Annotated in this window: 15 protein-coding genes; 5 read left to right on the top strand and 10 right to left on the bottom strand. The window is 56.9% G+C overall.

Features of this window, described 5'->3' with window-relative positions; all coding sequences use genetic code 11:
* Positions 1-5 precede the first annotated feature (5 nt).
* The 10 genes from MPN23_RS03950 to MPN23_RS03995 form a co-directional block, all read right to left on the bottom strand.
* Positions 6-860 carry a GGDEF domain-containing protein gene (locus MPN23_RS03950; RefSeq protein ID WP_243546257.1) on the bottom strand — a complete coding sequence of 285 codons (855 nt, stop codon included), beginning with the start codon at positions 858-860 and terminating at the stop codon, positions 6-8.
* Positions 838-1,957, bottom strand: a protein-coding gene (gene prfB / locus MPN23_RS03955; protein WP_243546258.1) for a peptide chain release factor 2 whose coding sequence is annotated in 2 segments (ribosomal slippage) — positions 838-1,881 and positions 1,883-1,957 — 1,119 coding nt in all. Because the reading frame shifts where the segments join, the coding sequence is not laid out codon by codon here. The genes MPN23_RS03950 and prfB overlap by 23 nt, the downstream gene beginning before the upstream one ends.
* A gap of 3 nt (positions 1,958-1,960) precedes the next feature.
* Complete coding sequence (gene lnt / locus MPN23_RS03960) at positions 1,961-3,472, bottom strand: apolipoprotein N-acyltransferase (protein ID WP_243546259.1); 1,512 nt, start codon at positions 3,470-3,472, stop codon at positions 1,961-1,963.
* Positions 3,473-3,476: 4 nt separating this feature from the next.
* Positions 3,477-4,205, bottom strand: coding sequence for a hemolysin family protein (locus MPN23_RS03965; protein WP_243546260.1), 729 nt, complete (start codon positions 4,203-4,205; stop codon positions 3,477-3,479).
* A gap of 228 nt (positions 4,206-4,433) precedes the next feature.
* The gene (gene mnmG, locus MPN23_RS03970; protein ID WP_243546261.1) at positions 4,434-6,317 is read right to left on the bottom strand and encodes a tRNA uridine-5-carboxymethylaminomethyl(34) synthesis enzyme MnmG; all 1,884 of its coding nucleotides are present in this window, start codon (positions 6,315-6,317) and stop codon (positions 4,434-4,436) included.
* Positions 6,318-6,329: 12 nt separating this feature from the next.
* A complete protein-coding gene (locus MPN23_RS03975) occupies positions 6,330-7,553 on the bottom strand; it encodes a M20 family metallo-hydrolase (RefSeq protein WP_243546262.1) in 1,224 nt (407 codons plus the stop codon).
* 110 nt (positions 7,554-7,663) lie between these two features.
* On the bottom strand, positions 7,664-7,948 hold the full coding sequence (locus MPN23_RS03980; protein ID WP_243546263.1) for a PxxKW family cysteine-rich protein: 285 nt from the start codon (positions 7,946-7,948) through the stop codon (positions 7,664-7,666).
* A 120-nt stretch (positions 7,949-8,068) separates the two neighbouring features.
* Positions 8,069-9,409 (bottom strand): amidohydrolase family protein, encoded by a 1,341-nt coding sequence (locus MPN23_RS03985; RefSeq protein WP_243546264.1) that lies wholly within the window; start codon positions 9,407-9,409, stop codon positions 8,069-8,071.
* A 12-nt stretch (positions 9,410-9,421) separates the two neighbouring features.
* Entirely contained in the window at positions 9,422-10,165 is a 744-nt protein-coding gene (mtnP, locus tag MPN23_RS03990; protein WP_243546265.1) for an S-methyl-5'-thioadenosine phosphorylase, read from the bottom strand.
* Positions 10,166-10,181: 16 nt separating this feature from the next.
* Positions 10,182-10,700, bottom strand: coding sequence for an adenine phosphoribosyltransferase (locus tag MPN23_RS03995; RefSeq protein ID WP_243546266.1), 519 nt, complete (start codon positions 10,698-10,700; stop codon positions 10,182-10,184).
* Between the two features lie 121 nt (positions 10,701-10,821).
* Between MPN23_RS03995 and rsmA the strand changes: the two genes are divergently transcribed.
* The 5 genes from rsmA to MPN23_RS04020 all read left to right on the top strand — a co-directional run bounded on the left by rsmA (position 10,822) and on the right by MPN23_RS04020 (position 15,498).
* Positions 10,822-11,598, top strand: coding sequence for a 16S rRNA (adenine(1518)-N(6)/adenine(1519)-N(6))-dimethyltransferase RsmA (rsmA, locus tag MPN23_RS04000; protein ID WP_243546267.1), 777 nt, complete (start codon positions 10,822-10,824; stop codon positions 11,596-11,598).
* 272 nt (positions 11,599-11,870) lie between these two features.
* On the top strand, positions 11,871-12,143 hold the full coding sequence (locus tag MPN23_RS04005) for an HU family DNA-binding protein (protein ID WP_243546268.1): 273 nt from the start codon (positions 11,871-11,873) through the stop codon (positions 12,141-12,143).
* A 370-nt stretch (positions 12,144-12,513) separates the two neighbouring features.
* Entirely contained in the window at positions 12,514-12,714 is a 201-nt protein-coding gene (gene rpsU / locus MPN23_RS04010) for a 30S ribosomal protein S21 (protein ID WP_243546269.1), read from the top strand.
* 5 nt (positions 12,715-12,719) lie between these two features.
* On the top strand, positions 12,720-13,166 hold the full coding sequence (locus tag MPN23_RS04015) for a GatB/YqeY domain-containing protein (protein ID WP_243546270.1): 447 nt from the start codon (positions 12,720-12,722) through the stop codon (positions 13,164-13,166).
* Between the two features lie 28 nt (positions 13,167-13,194).
* On the top strand, positions 13,195-15,498 hold the full coding sequence (locus MPN23_RS04020; RefSeq protein WP_243546271.1) for an endonuclease MutS2: 2,304 nt from the start codon (positions 13,195-13,197) through the stop codon (positions 15,496-15,498).

Below are 15,498 nucleotides of genomic sequence, written 5' to 3' on the forward strand. Positions count from 1 at the left end.
CTCCGCTACTTGGAACCGAAAAGAAATTGCTTTTCATCGGCATGAACCAGAGTTTCCTTGGGTACCATGTCGACAAAGGGAAGTCTCGACACCTCCAGACGATTCTTGCCCGCCCGCTTGGCTTCGTAAAGAGCCTGATCCGCCAGCTCGATGAATTCGGCGGTGGAGAGATCCACGGCCCCCTTGTAGCAGGTCAGGCCTATGGAACAGGTCACGTTGAAAGCTCCCTGAGGAGAGTCGAAGCGAATGCTGCCGAGTTGATTTCGCACGCGGTTCAGCATCTGCTTGGCTTTCACGGTTCCGGCTCCGGCCAGAAGCAGGGTGAACTCCTCACCGCCGATGCGGGCGGCAAGATCATAGGCACGAGTCGTTGAATCCAGGCATTCGGCAAACTGCTTCAACACTTCATCGCCCTTGGGGTGCCCGTAGGTGTCGTTGATATGCTTGAAATCGTCCAGATCGAGAATGGCCAGGGACAAGGGTGCATTTGTCCGTTTGGTCCGCTCGATTTCGATTTCCAGCGTTCTGTCAAAAGCTCTTCGATTGGCCAAGCCGGTCAGGGGATCGTGCTCGGTCTGGTAGGCCAACCGTTCGAGTATTTCCTGAAACTGCCGCAGATGCGGATAGGCGTTTCCGTCTATGGGCAGGGTGAGCCAGCCGGAAAAATCATGCTTTTTGGCAAGATCAACCCAGTCATCTGGACTGACGCCCTGAAAAAGACGAAAGACCCAGATGGCGTTGTCCCCATTGCCGATGGCTCCGCATTCTTCGGAGAGATTGCAGAGTTCGGTCTGGAGGTTGGCGAGCTCCCTGGCGATTCCGGATTCGGAAAAAAGGCTATTTCGGCTTTCCTTGGGCATGGAGGTACAATAGATAGTTTCTGATGAGTTCGTCCAGACTTCCGTCCAGAACGGCATCGACATTGCCGTCCTCGGCATTGGTCCGGTGGTCTTTGACCAGCCGATACGGTTGCAGGGTATACGTCCGTATCTGGCTGCCCCAGGCAATGGCTTCCTTGGACTGATAGTCGGTTCTGCGGCTTTCCTCCTGCCTTTTCAGCTCCTGTTCGTAGAGCCGGGCCTTGAGGATGCGCATGGCCGTCTGCTTGTTTCGAATCTGCGACTTTTCGTTCTGGCACTGGACCACGATTCCGCTGGGTTCATGCGTGATGCGCACGGCGGAGTTGGTCTTGTTCACATGCTGACCGCCCGGACCGCTGGCCCGGTACACGTCGACGCGCAAATCCTCTTCGCGGACCTCGATTTCAATGTCTTCGTCCATGTCGGGGTAGACATCCACCGAAGAAAACGACGTGTGCCTTCGACCCGAGGAGTCGAACGGAGACATGCGAATCAGACGATGAACACCTGCCTCGCCCTTGAGCAGACCGTAGGCATACAATCCCTCGATCTGAATGGTCACGGACTTGACGCCCGCTTCCTCGCCGGGCTGGTAATCAAGCTGCTTTACCTTGAATCCCCGTCGTTCCGCATAACGCATGTACATGCGCAAGAGCATTTCCGCCCAGTCCTGAGACTCGACGCCGCCAGCTCCCGGATGAATTTCCAGAATGGCATTGGACCGATCATGCTCGAATGCGAACATGGCGGCCATTTCCGTGCCGTGCAGGTGCTTCCTGAAGACAGCGAGTTGATCATTCAGAGCGGAAAGGGCGTCCTCGCTCTGATCATCGTGGGCAAGTTCAAGCCATGCCTCAAGATCTTCCTTGGCTCCGGCAAGCCCATCGTACATTTCCAGCTTGGTCGCAAGCTGACTCTTTTCCTTGAGGACAGGAGTCAGTTCTTCGGGCTTGTCCCAGGCTCCGGGCTTGGAAAATTCCTTTTCTATCTCATCGAGGCGGGATTTGGTCTCGGAATAGTCAAAGACGCCCCCAGAGCGTCTCGAATTTTTTCAGAAGGTCGGCGGATGCCAGTTTCAAGTCTTGGTATTCTTGCATAAATTATCTCTTTCTCGCGATATGCTCACGCCTCACCACAAAGGCGACTCCCAAAAGAGCGGCCAAGGGAATCCCCCAAGCCAGCGTGGGGCAAGTGTGGTGGAATATTGTTTTTTCGTCAATGGCTTTCACCCGGATGTTCAGAAACTCTTCCGTGAACATGCCCGAGCGCGCCGTAATGCGGCCATGGGGGTCGATGGCTGCGGAAATGCCTGTGTTGGTGGACCTTGCCAGCCAACGGCCCTGCTCAACAGCGCGAAGAGTCGCCAGAGACAGGTGCTGCATGGGGGCGGAAGTTCGGCCGAACCATGCGTCGTTGCTGATGTTCACCAGCACGGTCGCTCCCTGCGCAACCTGTTTCTGCGCCAGCTCCGGGAAAATGGCTTCGTAGCAGATGAGCGTGCCGAGAGCCGCCTTTCCCACGGACAGCGGTGCGGAGGTCTTTCCCGGCACGAAATCCCCGGCAGCCTGAACCAGCTTGCCAAAGGGCAGCCACTCCTCGAACGGCATGTATTCGCCAAAGGGAACCAGATGTTCCTTGTCGTAATACTCGCGAATGCGACCATCCCGGGAAACCAGTGCGGCCCGGTTGAACAGGACATAGTCGCGCGTTTGCGGGTTGGTCATTTCATAGGCCGGGGTGCCAGTCAGCACGGCCACGGAGGATTCCCGGACAAATTTCCGCACCACCTCCGAAAGCCGTGTACGCTCCTGAAGATAGAACGGCATGGCGGTTTCCGGCCAGATGGCCAGCTCCGGGGCTGCTTCCTGTTCGGCCTTGCGGGTCAGGCCGATGTATTTTTCAACGGTATCGACCTGAAACCTGCCATCCCATTTCCGGCTCTGATCGACATTGCCCTGAATCAGGGCAATGTCGATTTCGGGGCCGTCCGGCAGCGGCTGCTGCAATCGAAACAGGCCGAATCCGGCAACCAGGATTGCCATGAACACGGCCAGTGCAAGCGAGGAACGATACGTGGAACAAAGCAGGAGACTGACGGCCAGCACAACGAATATGCCGGAAAGACCGTATGCCCCGACAATGGAAGCAAGCTGGATTGCAGCGGGCCACGGCGTGAATGCCGAAGCAAGGTTCATCCACGGGAATCCCGTGAACAGCGTGCCGCAGAGGATTTCCAGGGCGGCCCAGACAAGACCGGCCAGCAAACAGAGAATCGCGCCGGAAACATGCTTTCCGGCCACGTGCATGAATGCGGAAAACGCGCCGTAGTACATGCCGAGCACCGCTCCCACCAGCATGGGGCAGGGCAAGGCCAGCAAAAACGGGAAATTGCCATACTGGCTGACGGGAATGACCATCCAGTACAGACAGCCGGTTGCCGCCAATGTCCCTGCCAGCCATCCGAAACGAAACGCCTTTCTGGCGGAAGTGGCACGAAAACCGATCCAGGCAAGTCCGAGAGGCAAGCCGAGCGCAGCCAGAGGAAACTGGAATACCGGGTTGGCAAATCCGGCCCAGGCTCCGAACATGGCAATCAGAATGAGATACGACACGAATCTATTCGGCGGGAGTTTGCGATTCAGGTGCCTGTTCCAGACGAATGGACCATATCTGGCGTTCGTCCGCTTCCAGAACAGTGAATTTCATGTTGTCGATCATGAAGCATTCCCCGGCATGGGGAATGCGGCCAGCCATGGCGGCAAGATAGCCGCCTATGGAATCCACTTCCTCGGATTCCAGTTCCAGAGCGCATTTTTCGCACAGGTCCTCAAGGGTGACGCGGCCGGAAACCGTGAGCGAACCATCCTTGTTGACCACGAATTCATCGGGACGTTCCTCATCATATTCATCGGCAATTTCGCCGACGATTTCCTCGAGCACGTCCTCCATGGTCACCAGTCCGGCGGTTCCACCGTATTCGTCCTGCACAATGGCCATGTGAATCTTGTTTTTCTTGAATCGGGACAGCACCATGTCCAGACTCATGTCCTCGGGAACGAAATAGGGAGGCCGCATGTAGCTTGAGGCCGGGGCAGCGCCCATGCCGCGCAAGAGCGGCTCAAGCAGATCCTTGGCATGCACCTGGCCGATGATGCGGTCCTTGGTTTCCTCGAAAAGAGGAATGCGGGAATGGGCGCCCAGGGAAAAGATGATCCGGGCGACGTCTTCGACGGAACTGTGATTTTCCGCACAGACCATGTCCGTTCTGGGGACCATGATTTCGGAAACCTCTTTCTCGTCGAGATCGAGAATGTTGAGGAGCATGGAGACTTCGTCCTTCTCCAATTCCCCCTCTTCTTCTGCTTCAAGAATGTGTTCTTCGAGCGGATGCCCGTTGGAACCGAATAATTTTTTGAAGATGTTTTTGAATCGACTGCCGGGGACCTCGTCCAATTTCTGCTCCCTTGCATGAATGTTGATGAAAGCCGATTCGAATCCAAAGTGTGGATTCGTCGTTTTTCCATTATCTAAGCGGGGTAGGGGAGCCTGTCAACAAAAGAACGACGGTCGGCCTTACAGAAGACCAAGTTTCTTCAAATGAATCTCCAGAGAAGAAACAGCGGCAGGAGTCACGCCGGAAATTCGACTGGCCTGCCCAAGTGTCATGGGCTGGACTTTGGACAGCTTTTCCACGGCTTCGCGCGTCAGACCGGCCACTTCGGCATAGTCCAGGTCCGAAGGAAGCGGCGTGCCCTCCATGTCCTGAAACTTGGCGACAAGGTCTTCCTGACGCTTGAGATACCCTTCATAGCGAATCTGGGTTTCCGCCTCGCGCAATACGTCCTCGTCCATTTCCGCCAGCATGGGACAGAACGGCGTCAAGGCCTCGATGGTCATCTGCGGCTGACGCAGCAGGGCGGCCAGTTCAACGGCCTTGCCCGGAATCGATGCACCAATGTCGGCAAGCATGTCACGCGTGGACGCGTCCGGCCGGATGGTGATCGAATGCATGGCCTCCAGCACCTGTTCCAGATTGCGTTTTTTTGCCGTGAACATGTTCCACTGATCGTCATCGACCATGCCGAGCTTCCGGCCCGTCTCGGTAAGACGCAGGTCCGCATTGCCCTCGCGAAGCAGCAGACGGTATTCGGCCCGGGAAGTGAACATGCGATACGGCTCGTTGGTTCCCTTGGTGACCAGATCATCCACGAGCACGGCCATGTAGGCCTGATCGCGGGTGAGCAGAAAAGGCGATTCCCCGGCAATGGAACGGCAGGCGTTGACTGCAGCCCACATGCCTTGCGCTGCGGCCTCCTCGTATCCGGAAGTTCCATTGATCTGTCCGGCCAGATACAGACCGGGCAGCACCTTGGTTTCCAGAGTCGGGCGAAGCTGGGTCGGCTGGGCATAATCATATTCGATGGCATACCCGGGCCGAACGATCTGGGCGTGCTCCAATCCCACGATGGCATGAATCATCCGCTTCTGGATATCCAGAGGCAGACTGGTGGGAATGCCGTTCGGATAGACTTCGGGATGGTCCAGTCCTTCAGGCTCGATGAAGACCTGATGCCGATCCTTTTCCGGAAAACGGGCGACCTTGTCCTCGATGGATGGACAATACCGCGCTCCGGTTCCCTCGATTATGCCCGTGAACATGGGGGACCGGCTGAAGCCTTCCCGGATGGCAGCATGCGCTTCGGGATTGGTATAGGTCAGGTAGCAGGGCAACTGCGGCAGGGGCACGGTTCGATTTCGAAAGCTGAAGGGCTTGGGCGGGGTATCGCCGGGCTGTTCCTCCAGTTTGTCGAAATCGATGCTTGCCCGCAGCAGTCGGGGCGTTGTTCCGGTCTTGAGACGTCCCAGAGTCAGACCTATCTCCCGCAGACTGTCGCTCAGGGAGTTGGATGCGGGATCGCCGAGGCGCCCGCCGCTGAAATGATCCAGCCCCACATGGATGAGTCCCTTGAGAAAAGTCCCGGTGGTCAGAAGCACGGCGCGCGAGGCAAAGACTTCTCCCAGATCCGTGGTGACTCCGGCGGCCCTGCCGTCCTTGGTGATCACGGATTTGGCCGTGTCCTGAAAGACCCAGAGATTATCCTGGGAAAATATGGACTGCTGCACGACGCGCATGTACTCGGCTCGATCGATCTGCGCGCGAGAGGCACGCACGGCCGGTCCTTTCCGGGTGTTCAGGGTGCGAAACTGAATGCCCGCAGCATCGGCCCAGAGTCCCATCATGCCCCCCAGAGCGTCCATCTCCCTGACCATATGTCCCTTGGCAAGGCCGCCTATGGCGGGATTGCAGGACAGATGTCCAATGCGGTCGACATTGATGGTCAACAGCAAGGTGGAGAAGCCCATGCGGGCCGAGGCCATGGCGGCTTCGCAACCGGCATGGCCAGCGCCCACCACGATCAGGTCGAACAATTCGGGAAACCGGGCTTTCTGCTGCATGATCGATTCCGGCTAGTTGGACAGCACCATGTCCGCAAACACCTTGGCGTCGCCGATGGTGTTGCTGATCAGTGCCCACTCGTTGGGCTGGTGCGCGTTGTGATGCAGGGTGGACCAGACAACCGCGTCATGGCCGTGGCGACGCAGGAACGCAGCCACAGTGCCGCCGCCAATACCGACAAAACGCGGATTGTTGCCATAGACCTTCTTGACGCTTTTCAACGTCCGAAGCGCTATTTCGCTGTTTTCGGGCGTGGGAGGCGCTGCCTGTTCGCCCTTATCCGCAATGCAGGTGATGGTCACGCCGTACTCTTCGGCGACTTCATCAGCGAACTCCCGAATTCTGGCAGATACGTCCTCGATCTTGTATTCGGGCAGAATGCGGGAATCCACATGGAACACGTCGCGGCCCGGGATGGTGTTGACATTTTCCACGTTGGCCTCGCGTTTGGTAGCCTGAAACGTGGAACGGGACGGGTCGTACAGGGGATCTTCCGCGTCGAAAATTTCTTCCAGCTCCCGAATCTTCAGAATCAGGGCTGCGGAAGGATACATGGTGTTATTGCCCTGTTCCGGAGAAGAGGCATGACACTGTCTGCCCTCGACAACCACCTTGGTCCACAGCGAACTTTTTTCCGCGATTTCCACGGCCTCGCCATTCGGTTCACCGGAATCCGGCACCAGAAACAAATCGCCCTTGCGGAAGACCTCGGCGTGTTCCTCGACCATGTAGCCCAGTCCGTGCGCACTGCCGGTTTCTTCGTCAGCCACGAACAGCATGCCGTAGTTGAATTCGGGCGTAATGTCCTTTTCGAGCAGTTCATGCGCCACGAGCAGAGCGGAAACCATGGCCTGCTGGTTGTCTTCCACACCCCGGCCAATGAGCTTGTCGCCCTCGACCACGAGTTCGTAGGGATCGGTGTTCCAGAGGGTCAGGTCGCCCGGAGGCACGATGTCGATGTGTCCGATGACCCAAAGCGTTTTTTCCGTGTTCCTGCCGGGAATGACGGCGGCAATGTTGGGACGGTAGCCGCAGGGAACGGAAGAATCCGGAGCATTGAATTCGCGAATGTCGGAAATGCCCATGTCCTTCAGGTACTGCATGAGGAAATCGGCTTTTTCCTTTTCACCAGTACCGCCGTTTTTGGGCCCGATGGCCGGGATGGCGGTCAGTTTCCTCTGCAGCTCGACGACCAGGTCCTTTCTGGTGTCCAGGCTCTTGAAAATCTTGTCCATTAAGTCCTCCGATCACAGGGTGAGAGACAGGTATACTCGATTCCGGCAGTCAGCGAAAACAAAAAAGGGCGGGGCTGACGCCCCGCCCCGAACATCCGTCGGAATATGGCCTAGCGACCGCGGGCGGCGCGCTTGGAAGCCTTCAGCGGGTTGATCTTGACCTTGCCGCCCTTGTCCATCTCGGCGCGGACATGGGTGGCGAAGTTGCAAACGCCGCCAGCCCACTTGCGGGCAGGCTGGGCGTAGGTGGGACAGAAGTTCTGTCCTTCGAAGTCAACCATACGGTCGCAACCTTCGCACTTTTCGACAACAGGCTCCATGATGACGCCTTTGTAACTCAAACCGTTCTCGGTCATGACAGCGCCTTCAAGGGATACGGTGTTTTTCTTAGCCATTCTTGGATCCTCCATAAATTTATGCGGCTCAGTCCATGCCGGAAACGGCACGTCATAATTTTCATCACGCAAGAGCGACATTCGATATGCGCCAGAGGCGGGTATTGTCAAGTGATCTGCTCATTTTTTCCGTTTTTTGGCCGAAATCCATTTCGCGGCTCTGCGGATTTCCCGGCGCAGTTTTTCCGCGTCCAACGTGAGAAATTCACCGTCGCGATACAGAATTCTGCCTTCCGCAATGGTCAGGCGCACTTCCATGCCCGTGGCCGCGTAAACGGCATGGGAAGTCGGCGCATACATGGGCATCATGTTGGGCTGGCGCAAATCCAGAGCGATCATGTCCGCCGGGCAGCCAGCTTCCAGACGGCCCAGCGTTTCCCAGCCGAGACAGGCCGCGCTCCCACGCGTGGCCATGTCGAGCACGTCTCCGGCATTGACTGCGGAAGCGTCATTGGCCGCAATCTTGCCAAGCAGGGCGGCAGTACTCATTTCACGAAACATGTTGAGCTGGTTGTTGCTGGCCGCACCATCCGTACCCAGCCCCATCACGGCTCCGGCATCCAGCAGCTTCTGCACGGGGGCCACGCCCGAGGCCAGCTTGAGGTTGGAACACGGATTGTGCACAACGCGCGCGCCGCTGTCGGCCAGAACGCGAATCTCCCTGTCTGTCAGATCGACACAGTGATGCAGGGTGACGTGTTCGGAAAGCAATCCCAGGGACTCCAGAAGTTCCACGGGCCGCTTGCCGTGTTTTTTCAAAGAGGCCTGTGTCTCGGCCGGAGATTCGGCAAGGTGGATTTGCCAGGGAATGTTCATGTCCTGCGCAAGAGCATGACTCTCGACAAGAGCGTCGGCCCCGACCGTGAAAACCGCATGCGGCGTGACGGCCACGCGAACGCGTGAACTGTTTTGATAGCGGTCGACAAGCCGTTCCACGGTTTCGCGGTAATGTTCCGGACTGGGAAAATGCGGCGACGGAAAATCGAAGAATCCCTCGCCGATCACGGCACGAATTCCGGTGCGTTCCACGGCATCGCCCACGGCTTCTTCCTTGAAGTAACCGTTGAGGAATGCCGTGGTACCGGTTCGGATCATTTCCATGCAGCCGACCATGGCTCCGAGTTCGAGCAGCTCGGGCGTGAGCTGCATCTCCACGGGCCAGATGTGCTTTTCCAGCCAGTCCATGAGCGGCAGATCGTCGGCAACGCCCCGGAACAGGGTCATGGGAAGATGGGTATGCCCATTGACCAGTCCCGGCATGAGCATGGCTGGACCAAGGTCGAGTTCCTCTTGCGCCGTGAATCCTGCCTTGAGAGAGTTCCGATCCGACACGTCGACAATCATGCCGTCGCGCATGGCAACACCCGCGTCACTCAGGATGCGACGATCCGCATCCTGAGTGACGACAGTCTCGGCAAAAACCAGAAGGTCGCAGGGAAGTGGGGAAAGGGAATCCGCCATGAGATTTCTCCGCTACATGATCCGAATGGCCTGCATCAGCACCGAGGTCACCTTTTCCACATTGCCCTTGAACACCTCGAGAATTTCTTCCCAGGTTACCGGAGCCTCGTCCGTCTTCCAGCAGTCGTAATCCGTACTCATGGCAATGGCGGCATAGGGAATGCCGGCCTCGTTGGCCAGTATGCACTCCGGCGCGATGCTCATGTTGATCACGTCCGCACCCCACATGCGAAACATGCTGGATTCCGCGCGGGTGGAAAAACGAGGGCCTTCAATGGTGATGACCGTGCCGCGTTCATGATGAACCACATCCAGCTTTTTGCATGCATCGCAAAGCAGGGATCGCAGGTCCGCATCGAAAGGTTCGGACATCGGGGTATGCACAGCGCCATGCGGCTCGAAATGCTCATGAAACGTCAAGGCGCGAAGCCGGGTAAAATCAATGAATTGATCCAGAACCACCAGATGGCCGCGATCGATTTCCTTGCGCAGGGAGCCGCACGCAGTGGTTGCAAGAATGCGGTCGCATCCGGCCTGCTTGAGCGCGAGGATGTTGGCCCGGTTGTTGACCTGGGTAGGCGGAACCGTGTGCTCGCGTCCGTGCCGGGCAAGGATGCACACGTCCCGGCCTTCGATGGTCCCCGCCTTGATCGGGGAAGACGGCTTCCCGTACGGGGTTTCCACCTCAATGTCCCGGGCATTTTGCAGAATGTCGGGATTGTCCAGACCGCTGCCGCCGATGATGCCGATTTTCATAGCAGAATCCGATGGGTTAGAGTTCGAGCAGGTAGGTGTATTCCAAACCGGAATCCTTGATCTTCTGCGGACCATCAAGGAAGCCGAGCTGAATCACGAATCCAACGCCCACGATGTCGCCGCCGGACTCCTTGACAAGTTTGAGCATTCCCTCGGCCGTGCCGCCGGTAGCGAGCAAATCGTCAATGACCAGCACCTTTTCGCCCGGAGCAATGGCATCTTCGTGGATACACAGGGTGTCGGTGCCGTATTCCAGATCATAGGTCACGCACCGGGTCTTGTAGGGCAGCTTGCCCGGCTTGCGGACCGGAACGAAGCCGATGCCCATCTTGTAGGCCAGAGGTGCGCCGAAAATGAATCCGCGGGCTTCGGCTGCAACCACCTTGGTTGCACCGCAGTCCTTGAATTTTTCGGCAAGGCGGTCGATCGTGTGGCGAAACGCCTCGGGATCGGAAAGGATCGGGGTTATATCGAAAAAAACAATGCCTTCCTTGGGATAATCGGGAATATCCCGGATATGGGCGCGCAGGTTCATGAAAAGTCCTCCTTGTTTCTCGTAACGGAAGAGTCTTAAATACAGTATTGCGAACGTGTCAATATGGTTGATACCTTTGCCATGTTGCGCTATCCACGGCCGTCCAAGCCAAAGAGGGAAAATGAATAACACCTATCATCGAGCCAAGAAGAGCCTCGGACAGAATTTTCTGGTGGACCAGAACATCTGTCGAAGAATCGTCCATTCCGCGCGGATCAAGGAAGACAGCCGGGTGCTGGAAATCGGTCCGGGGCAGGGGGCGCTAACCCGTCACCTGCTGGAAACCGGCTGCGATCTGACAGTGGTGGAAAAGGACCGTGACCTTGCGGAACGGCTGGAAAACGATCATCCCGAACTGACCGTGCTTCAGGCGGACGCACTCCGTTTTTCCTGGGAGGACTTCGGCAGCAAGGGAGCGTGCACCATCGTGGGCAACCTTCCGTACAATATTGGATCAAAGCTCATCTGGGATATTGTCGCCCGTACTCCGAATCTGAAGCGGGCAGTTTTCATGGTGCAGCATGAGGTGGCACTGAGGCTGACGGCAGAGCAGGGCACCAAGGCGTTCGGCGGACTGACTGTCTGGGTGCGCAATCATGCCGAGACGAGATATCTGTTCAAGGTACCCCCCACCGTATTCAGGCCGCAACCCAAAGTGGATTCCGCCGTGGTGGAATTTCTGCCTTTGCCTGCGGGGAAACGGCCTGAAAACCCCGACGCGCTCTCCAAGCTGATTCGTCTCCTGTTTCAGAAGCGCAGAAAACAGCTTTCCACCATTTTGAAGAAGCAATGGACCGAACCGGTCCGGGAATGGTTCGACCGGGAAGGGGTTGCGCCTTCGGCTCGGCCGGAAACTCTCTCTCCGGAGCAGTTCGAGCGACTTTCCCGTTGCATTTAGTTCATTTTTTCACATAGAATGGGAATATCACCTATTGACTATCTCGCGGGAAAAGTGTCTGTGGGGTGATCGTTCGAGAAGGGCAAAAAGGCTGAAAAGTGGCTTCAGGCGTAGTTTTTTTCGTTTTTTTGAGTGTCCAGACTAGACACAAAGCTGAGTTTGCTTTAAAGCCCAAGAGGTGAGCCGCACGGAACAGAAGTGCCGATGCAACCCGCATCAAGGCAGCACTTTAACCGAATATCAACATCGTTTTAATTGAGGAGGAAGGACTGATGACGAAGGCTGAGTTGGTTGTCAAAATCGCAGAGAAGGCCAATCTGACCAAAGCTAACGCCGAGCGCGCCCTGAATGCGTTCCTGGAAACCGTGGAAGGCACGCTGGTGAGCGACGGCAAGCTGACCCTGACCGGCTTCGGCACTTTCATGGTGGAAGAGCGCCAGGCCCGCGTTGGCCGCAATCCCCGCACCGGTGCCGAAATCAAGATTCCGGCTACCAAGGTTGTGAAATTCCGCCCCGGCAAGATCCTCAAGGAAGCCGTCAAGTAACTGGAGGTTCTCATGCTCCACGGCGAAACTGTACATAGCCCTCTGCCTCAGGACCTCCCTTGGTGGATGCCTGATCATTTCGTCTTCTTTGGCGTTTTGTACATTGTCCTGGGCGTCATTGGCATTGGCTTGGCTTACACTTTCATCAAGTCCTGGTGTCAGGCTAACTGCGACAATCCCGAACATTAGTCCTTCGGGCCGTTCGTTTTTGATCCAGAGAGTCAGGTCCGCCGCACTCTTGTGCGGCGGACTTTTTTTGGCCTGAAACGGATTGAAAATAATGCTTGCCAAAGCCGTATTTCATGTATAATTTGCTGTGTTCATTTCGTCACTTCGCATAAGGCGAAGGACTGAAGAGGAGGTGATTTCCTTGCCTGGTGTTTACCTTGATGACCACGATAACTTCGACATCTCTCTGCGCCGCTTCAAGAAGCAGGTGGAGAAGGCGGGCATTCTGTCCGAGTTGAAGAAGCGTCAGCACTACGAAAAGCCCAGCGTGCAGCGCAAGAAGAAGAAGGCTGCCGCCAAGAAGCGGCTGCTCAAGAAAATGCGCAAGATGCGTTCGCTCTAGACCATATGAGTCTGCAACAACGCATAGAGAGGGATTACCTCACCGCCTACAAGGCGAAAGAAACGGTTAAAGTGGCCGTCTTGAGACTTCTCAAGGCGGCCATCAAGAACCGCATGGTCGAGGTGCGCGCTGATTTGTCCGATGCTGAAGTGCTTGATCTTGTTGCCAAACAGGTCAAGCAGCGCAAGGACAGCATTGTCCAGTACGAAAAGGCCGGACGCGCTGACCTTGCCGAGATCGAAGCTCTTGAATTGGCGGAGCTGGAGACTTACCTTCCCAAACAGCTTGACGACGATGAGCTTGCCACTGCCGTGGACAAGGCCATCGCCGATTCCGGTGCTTCTTCAATGAAGGACATGGGCAAAGTCATGCAAGCCCTGATGCAGGCCCACAAGGGATGCATCGATGGCCAAAAGGCCAGCGGTCTGGTGAAAGCCAGGCTCTCTTCCTGAAAACCTCTGTCCACTCAAGCAGGTCGGCATGGAGTCCAGGACCTTACAGGTATTGGAATTTCCCAAGATTCTCGGCGTATTGGCCGATTTTTCCGTTTCTGAGCCAGGAGCTCGGGCGTGTCTTTCGTTGCGCCCGGCCGATACGCTGGATCAGGCCCGACAACGTTGCGCCCTGACCAATCAGGCGCACGCATGGGTTGGAGAAACCGGATATTCTCTCAAACCTTTTCCGGAACTCGATGGCCTGTTCTCCTATCTGGATCGCCCCAATGGCGTTGTGGATCAGGATGGCCTGTTCGCGCTCAAGACGGTTCTTTCCGAAGCAGACAAGGCTCGCAATGCCTTGAATCAATGCGAGGAACGCGGTTGGGACGGCCTATTCGAACTGGTTTTCGGCAAGAACTGGCCCCAGCGCACCATGTCCGGCATTGGACGCTGCCTCGACCCGGAAGGCCGCATTCGCGACGAAAGCTCTCCCGATCTGCTTGCCGTGCGTCAGGAAATCCGGTCCATTCATCAGCGCTGCACCAAACGTGTCAAGGAATTCGTTCTGCGCGAAGACCTTGGCAACGCACTACAGGACGAGTTCATGACCATTTCGTCCGACAGATACGTGCTGCCGCTGAAATCGAATTTCAAGGGACGGATAAAGGGCATCATCCACGACTATTCCCAGACCGGGGAAACCTGCTATTTCGAACCCATGTTTCTGGTGGAAACCAACAACCGTCTTCAGGAACTGAAGCGGGAGGAACGGGAAGAGGAATACAAGGTCCTCACCTATCTGACCGAACTGGTCAGACAGGAGCGGGAAGGGGTGCAGGGAGCCTATGATTGCCTTGTGGCACTCGACGCCCTGTGCGCACGCGTCAAGCTCGCTCTGGAATTCGATGGCCGGACCATCACCATTTCCGACAACGACGCTCCCAGCCTCAAAAATGCACGGCATCCATTGCTCGCGCTCGGCAATGATGTTGTCCCGTTCGACATCGAATTGCGCGAAGGGCAGCAGGCCCTGATCATCAGCGGCGGCAATGCCGGCGGCAAGACCGTCTGCCTCAAGACGTTGGGGCTGATTTCCCTGATGGCGTTCTCCGGCCTGCCCGTACCGGCGGAGGAGGGCAGTTCATTGCCATTCTGGCCCGAGATTTTCGTGGTCATGGGCGACGAGCAGAGCCTTGAGGAAAATGTTTCCACCTTTACCGCCCAGATTCAGTATCTCCGGCGCGTATGGCCCAACGTGAACAACGACACGCTGTTCATTCTGGACGAATTCGGCGCAGGCACCGATCCCACGCAGGGCGCGGCTCTGGCACAGGGAGTCGTGGATTCGCTGGTTGAACGGGGAGCGATTTCCGTTGTGGCAACGCATTTTCCCGCGCTCAAGGCGTATGCCATGGCTGCGGAAAAGGTGCGTGCGGCAAGCGTGCTGTTCGATCCCGCAACCAAGAAGCCGTTGTACCGTCTGGCCTATGATCAGGTTGGCGCGTCCATTGCCCTTGATGTTGCCCGGGAACACGGTTTGCCTGTGGAAATCCTTGAACGGGCCGAAAAATATCTGCTTCTGGACGGATCGGACACCTCATCGGTTCTGGACCGTCTCAATGCTCTTGCCGTGGAACGGGAATCGCAGTTGCAGGAACTGGCTGGCGAAAAGGCCAGGATGGAACGCAAGCGCGCTTCACTGGAAAAACGGTTCGAACAGGAACGCAAATCCGTTCTGAACGAAATTCAGGGACAGGCGCAGGCCATTGTCAAGCAGTGGCAGGCCGACAAGATCGGTCGCAAGGAAGCACGCCGCAAACTGGCGGAAAAACGGGACGCGGTCGAAACCATGACCGGCAAGCCGCAAGCAAGGACGGAAGGGCTTGACTGGAAGGATATTGTTCCCGGCAGAAAAGTGGCGTATCTGGCATGGAACAAGACCGGAACCGTTCTGGAAGTCAATGACCGGAAAAAGCAGGCCAAGGTGGACGTGAACGGCGTGGCCATGTGGGTCAAGGCCGAGCATCTCGGCCTGTGCGGCGCGAAATCCGGTGGCAGCAAATCCGGCAGACAATCCGCCGGAGGCGTCCAGCACCAGCCCACGGTCATGCTGGAGCTCGACCTGCGAGGACGACGCGCCGACGAGGCGCTCAGCGAATTGGAACGTGCTCTGGACAACGCAATCATGCGCGGAGCCGCCGGTCTGGAGATTGTTCACGGCAGGGGAACCGGGGCTCTGCGACGTGAAGTTCACGAATTTCTCAAGCATTATCCTGCGGTGGATCGTTTTGAACTGGCCCCGGAAGACAGGGGCGGCGACGGCATGACCGAAGTGTTTCTCAGGTAG

This window comes from Pseudodesulfovibrio tunisiensis (genome assembly GCF_022809775.1).
GTDB lineage: Bacteria > Desulfobacterota > Desulfovibrionia > Desulfovibrionales > Desulfovibrionaceae > Pseudodesulfovibrio > Pseudodesulfovibrio tunisiensis.

Excerpts from the sequence above, each read along its gene's own strand:
- mnmG (WP_243546261.1), bottom strand. The coding sequence starts at position 6,317 with ATGCAGCAGAAAGCCCGGTTTCCCGAATTGTTCGACCTGATCGTGGTG.
- MPN23_RS03995 (WP_243546266.1), bottom strand. The coding sequence starts at position 10,700 with ATGAACCTGCGCGCCCATATCCGGGATATTCCCGATTATCCCAAGGAA.
- rsmA (WP_243546267.1), top strand. The coding sequence starts at position 10,822 with ATGAATAACACCTATCATCGAGCCAAGAAGAGCCTCGGACAGAATTTT.
- MPN23_RS03980 (WP_243546263.1), bottom strand. The coding sequence starts at position 7,948 with ATGGCTAAGAAAAACACCGTATCCCTTGAAGGCGCTGTCATGACCGAG.
- MPN23_RS04005 (WP_243546268.1), top strand. The coding sequence starts at position 11,871 with ATGACGAAGGCTGAGTTGGTTGTCAAAATCGCAGAGAAGGCCAATCTG.
- MPN23_RS03975 (WP_243546262.1), bottom strand. The coding sequence starts at position 7,553 with ATGGACAAGATTTTCAAGAGCCTGGACACCAGAAAGGACCTGGTCGTC.
- MPN23_RS03950 (WP_243546257.1), bottom strand. The coding sequence starts at position 860 with ATGCCCAAGGAAAGCCGAAATAGCCTTTTTTCCGAATCCGGAATCGCC.
- MPN23_RS03985 (WP_243546264.1), bottom strand. The coding sequence starts at position 9,409 with ATGGCGGATTCCCTTTCCCCACTTCCCTGCGACCTTCTGGTTTTTGCC.
- MPN23_RS04015 (WP_243546270.1), top strand. The coding sequence starts at position 12,720 with ATGAGTCTGCAACAACGCATAGAGAGGGATTACCTCACCGCCTACAAG.
- mtnP (WP_243546265.1), bottom strand. The coding sequence starts at position 10,165 with ATGAAAATCGGCATCATCGGCGGCAGCGGTCTGGACAATCCCGACATT.
- MPN23_RS04020 (WP_243546271.1), top strand. The coding sequence starts at position 13,195 with ATGGAGTCCAGGACCTTACAGGTATTGGAATTTCCCAAGATTCTCGGC.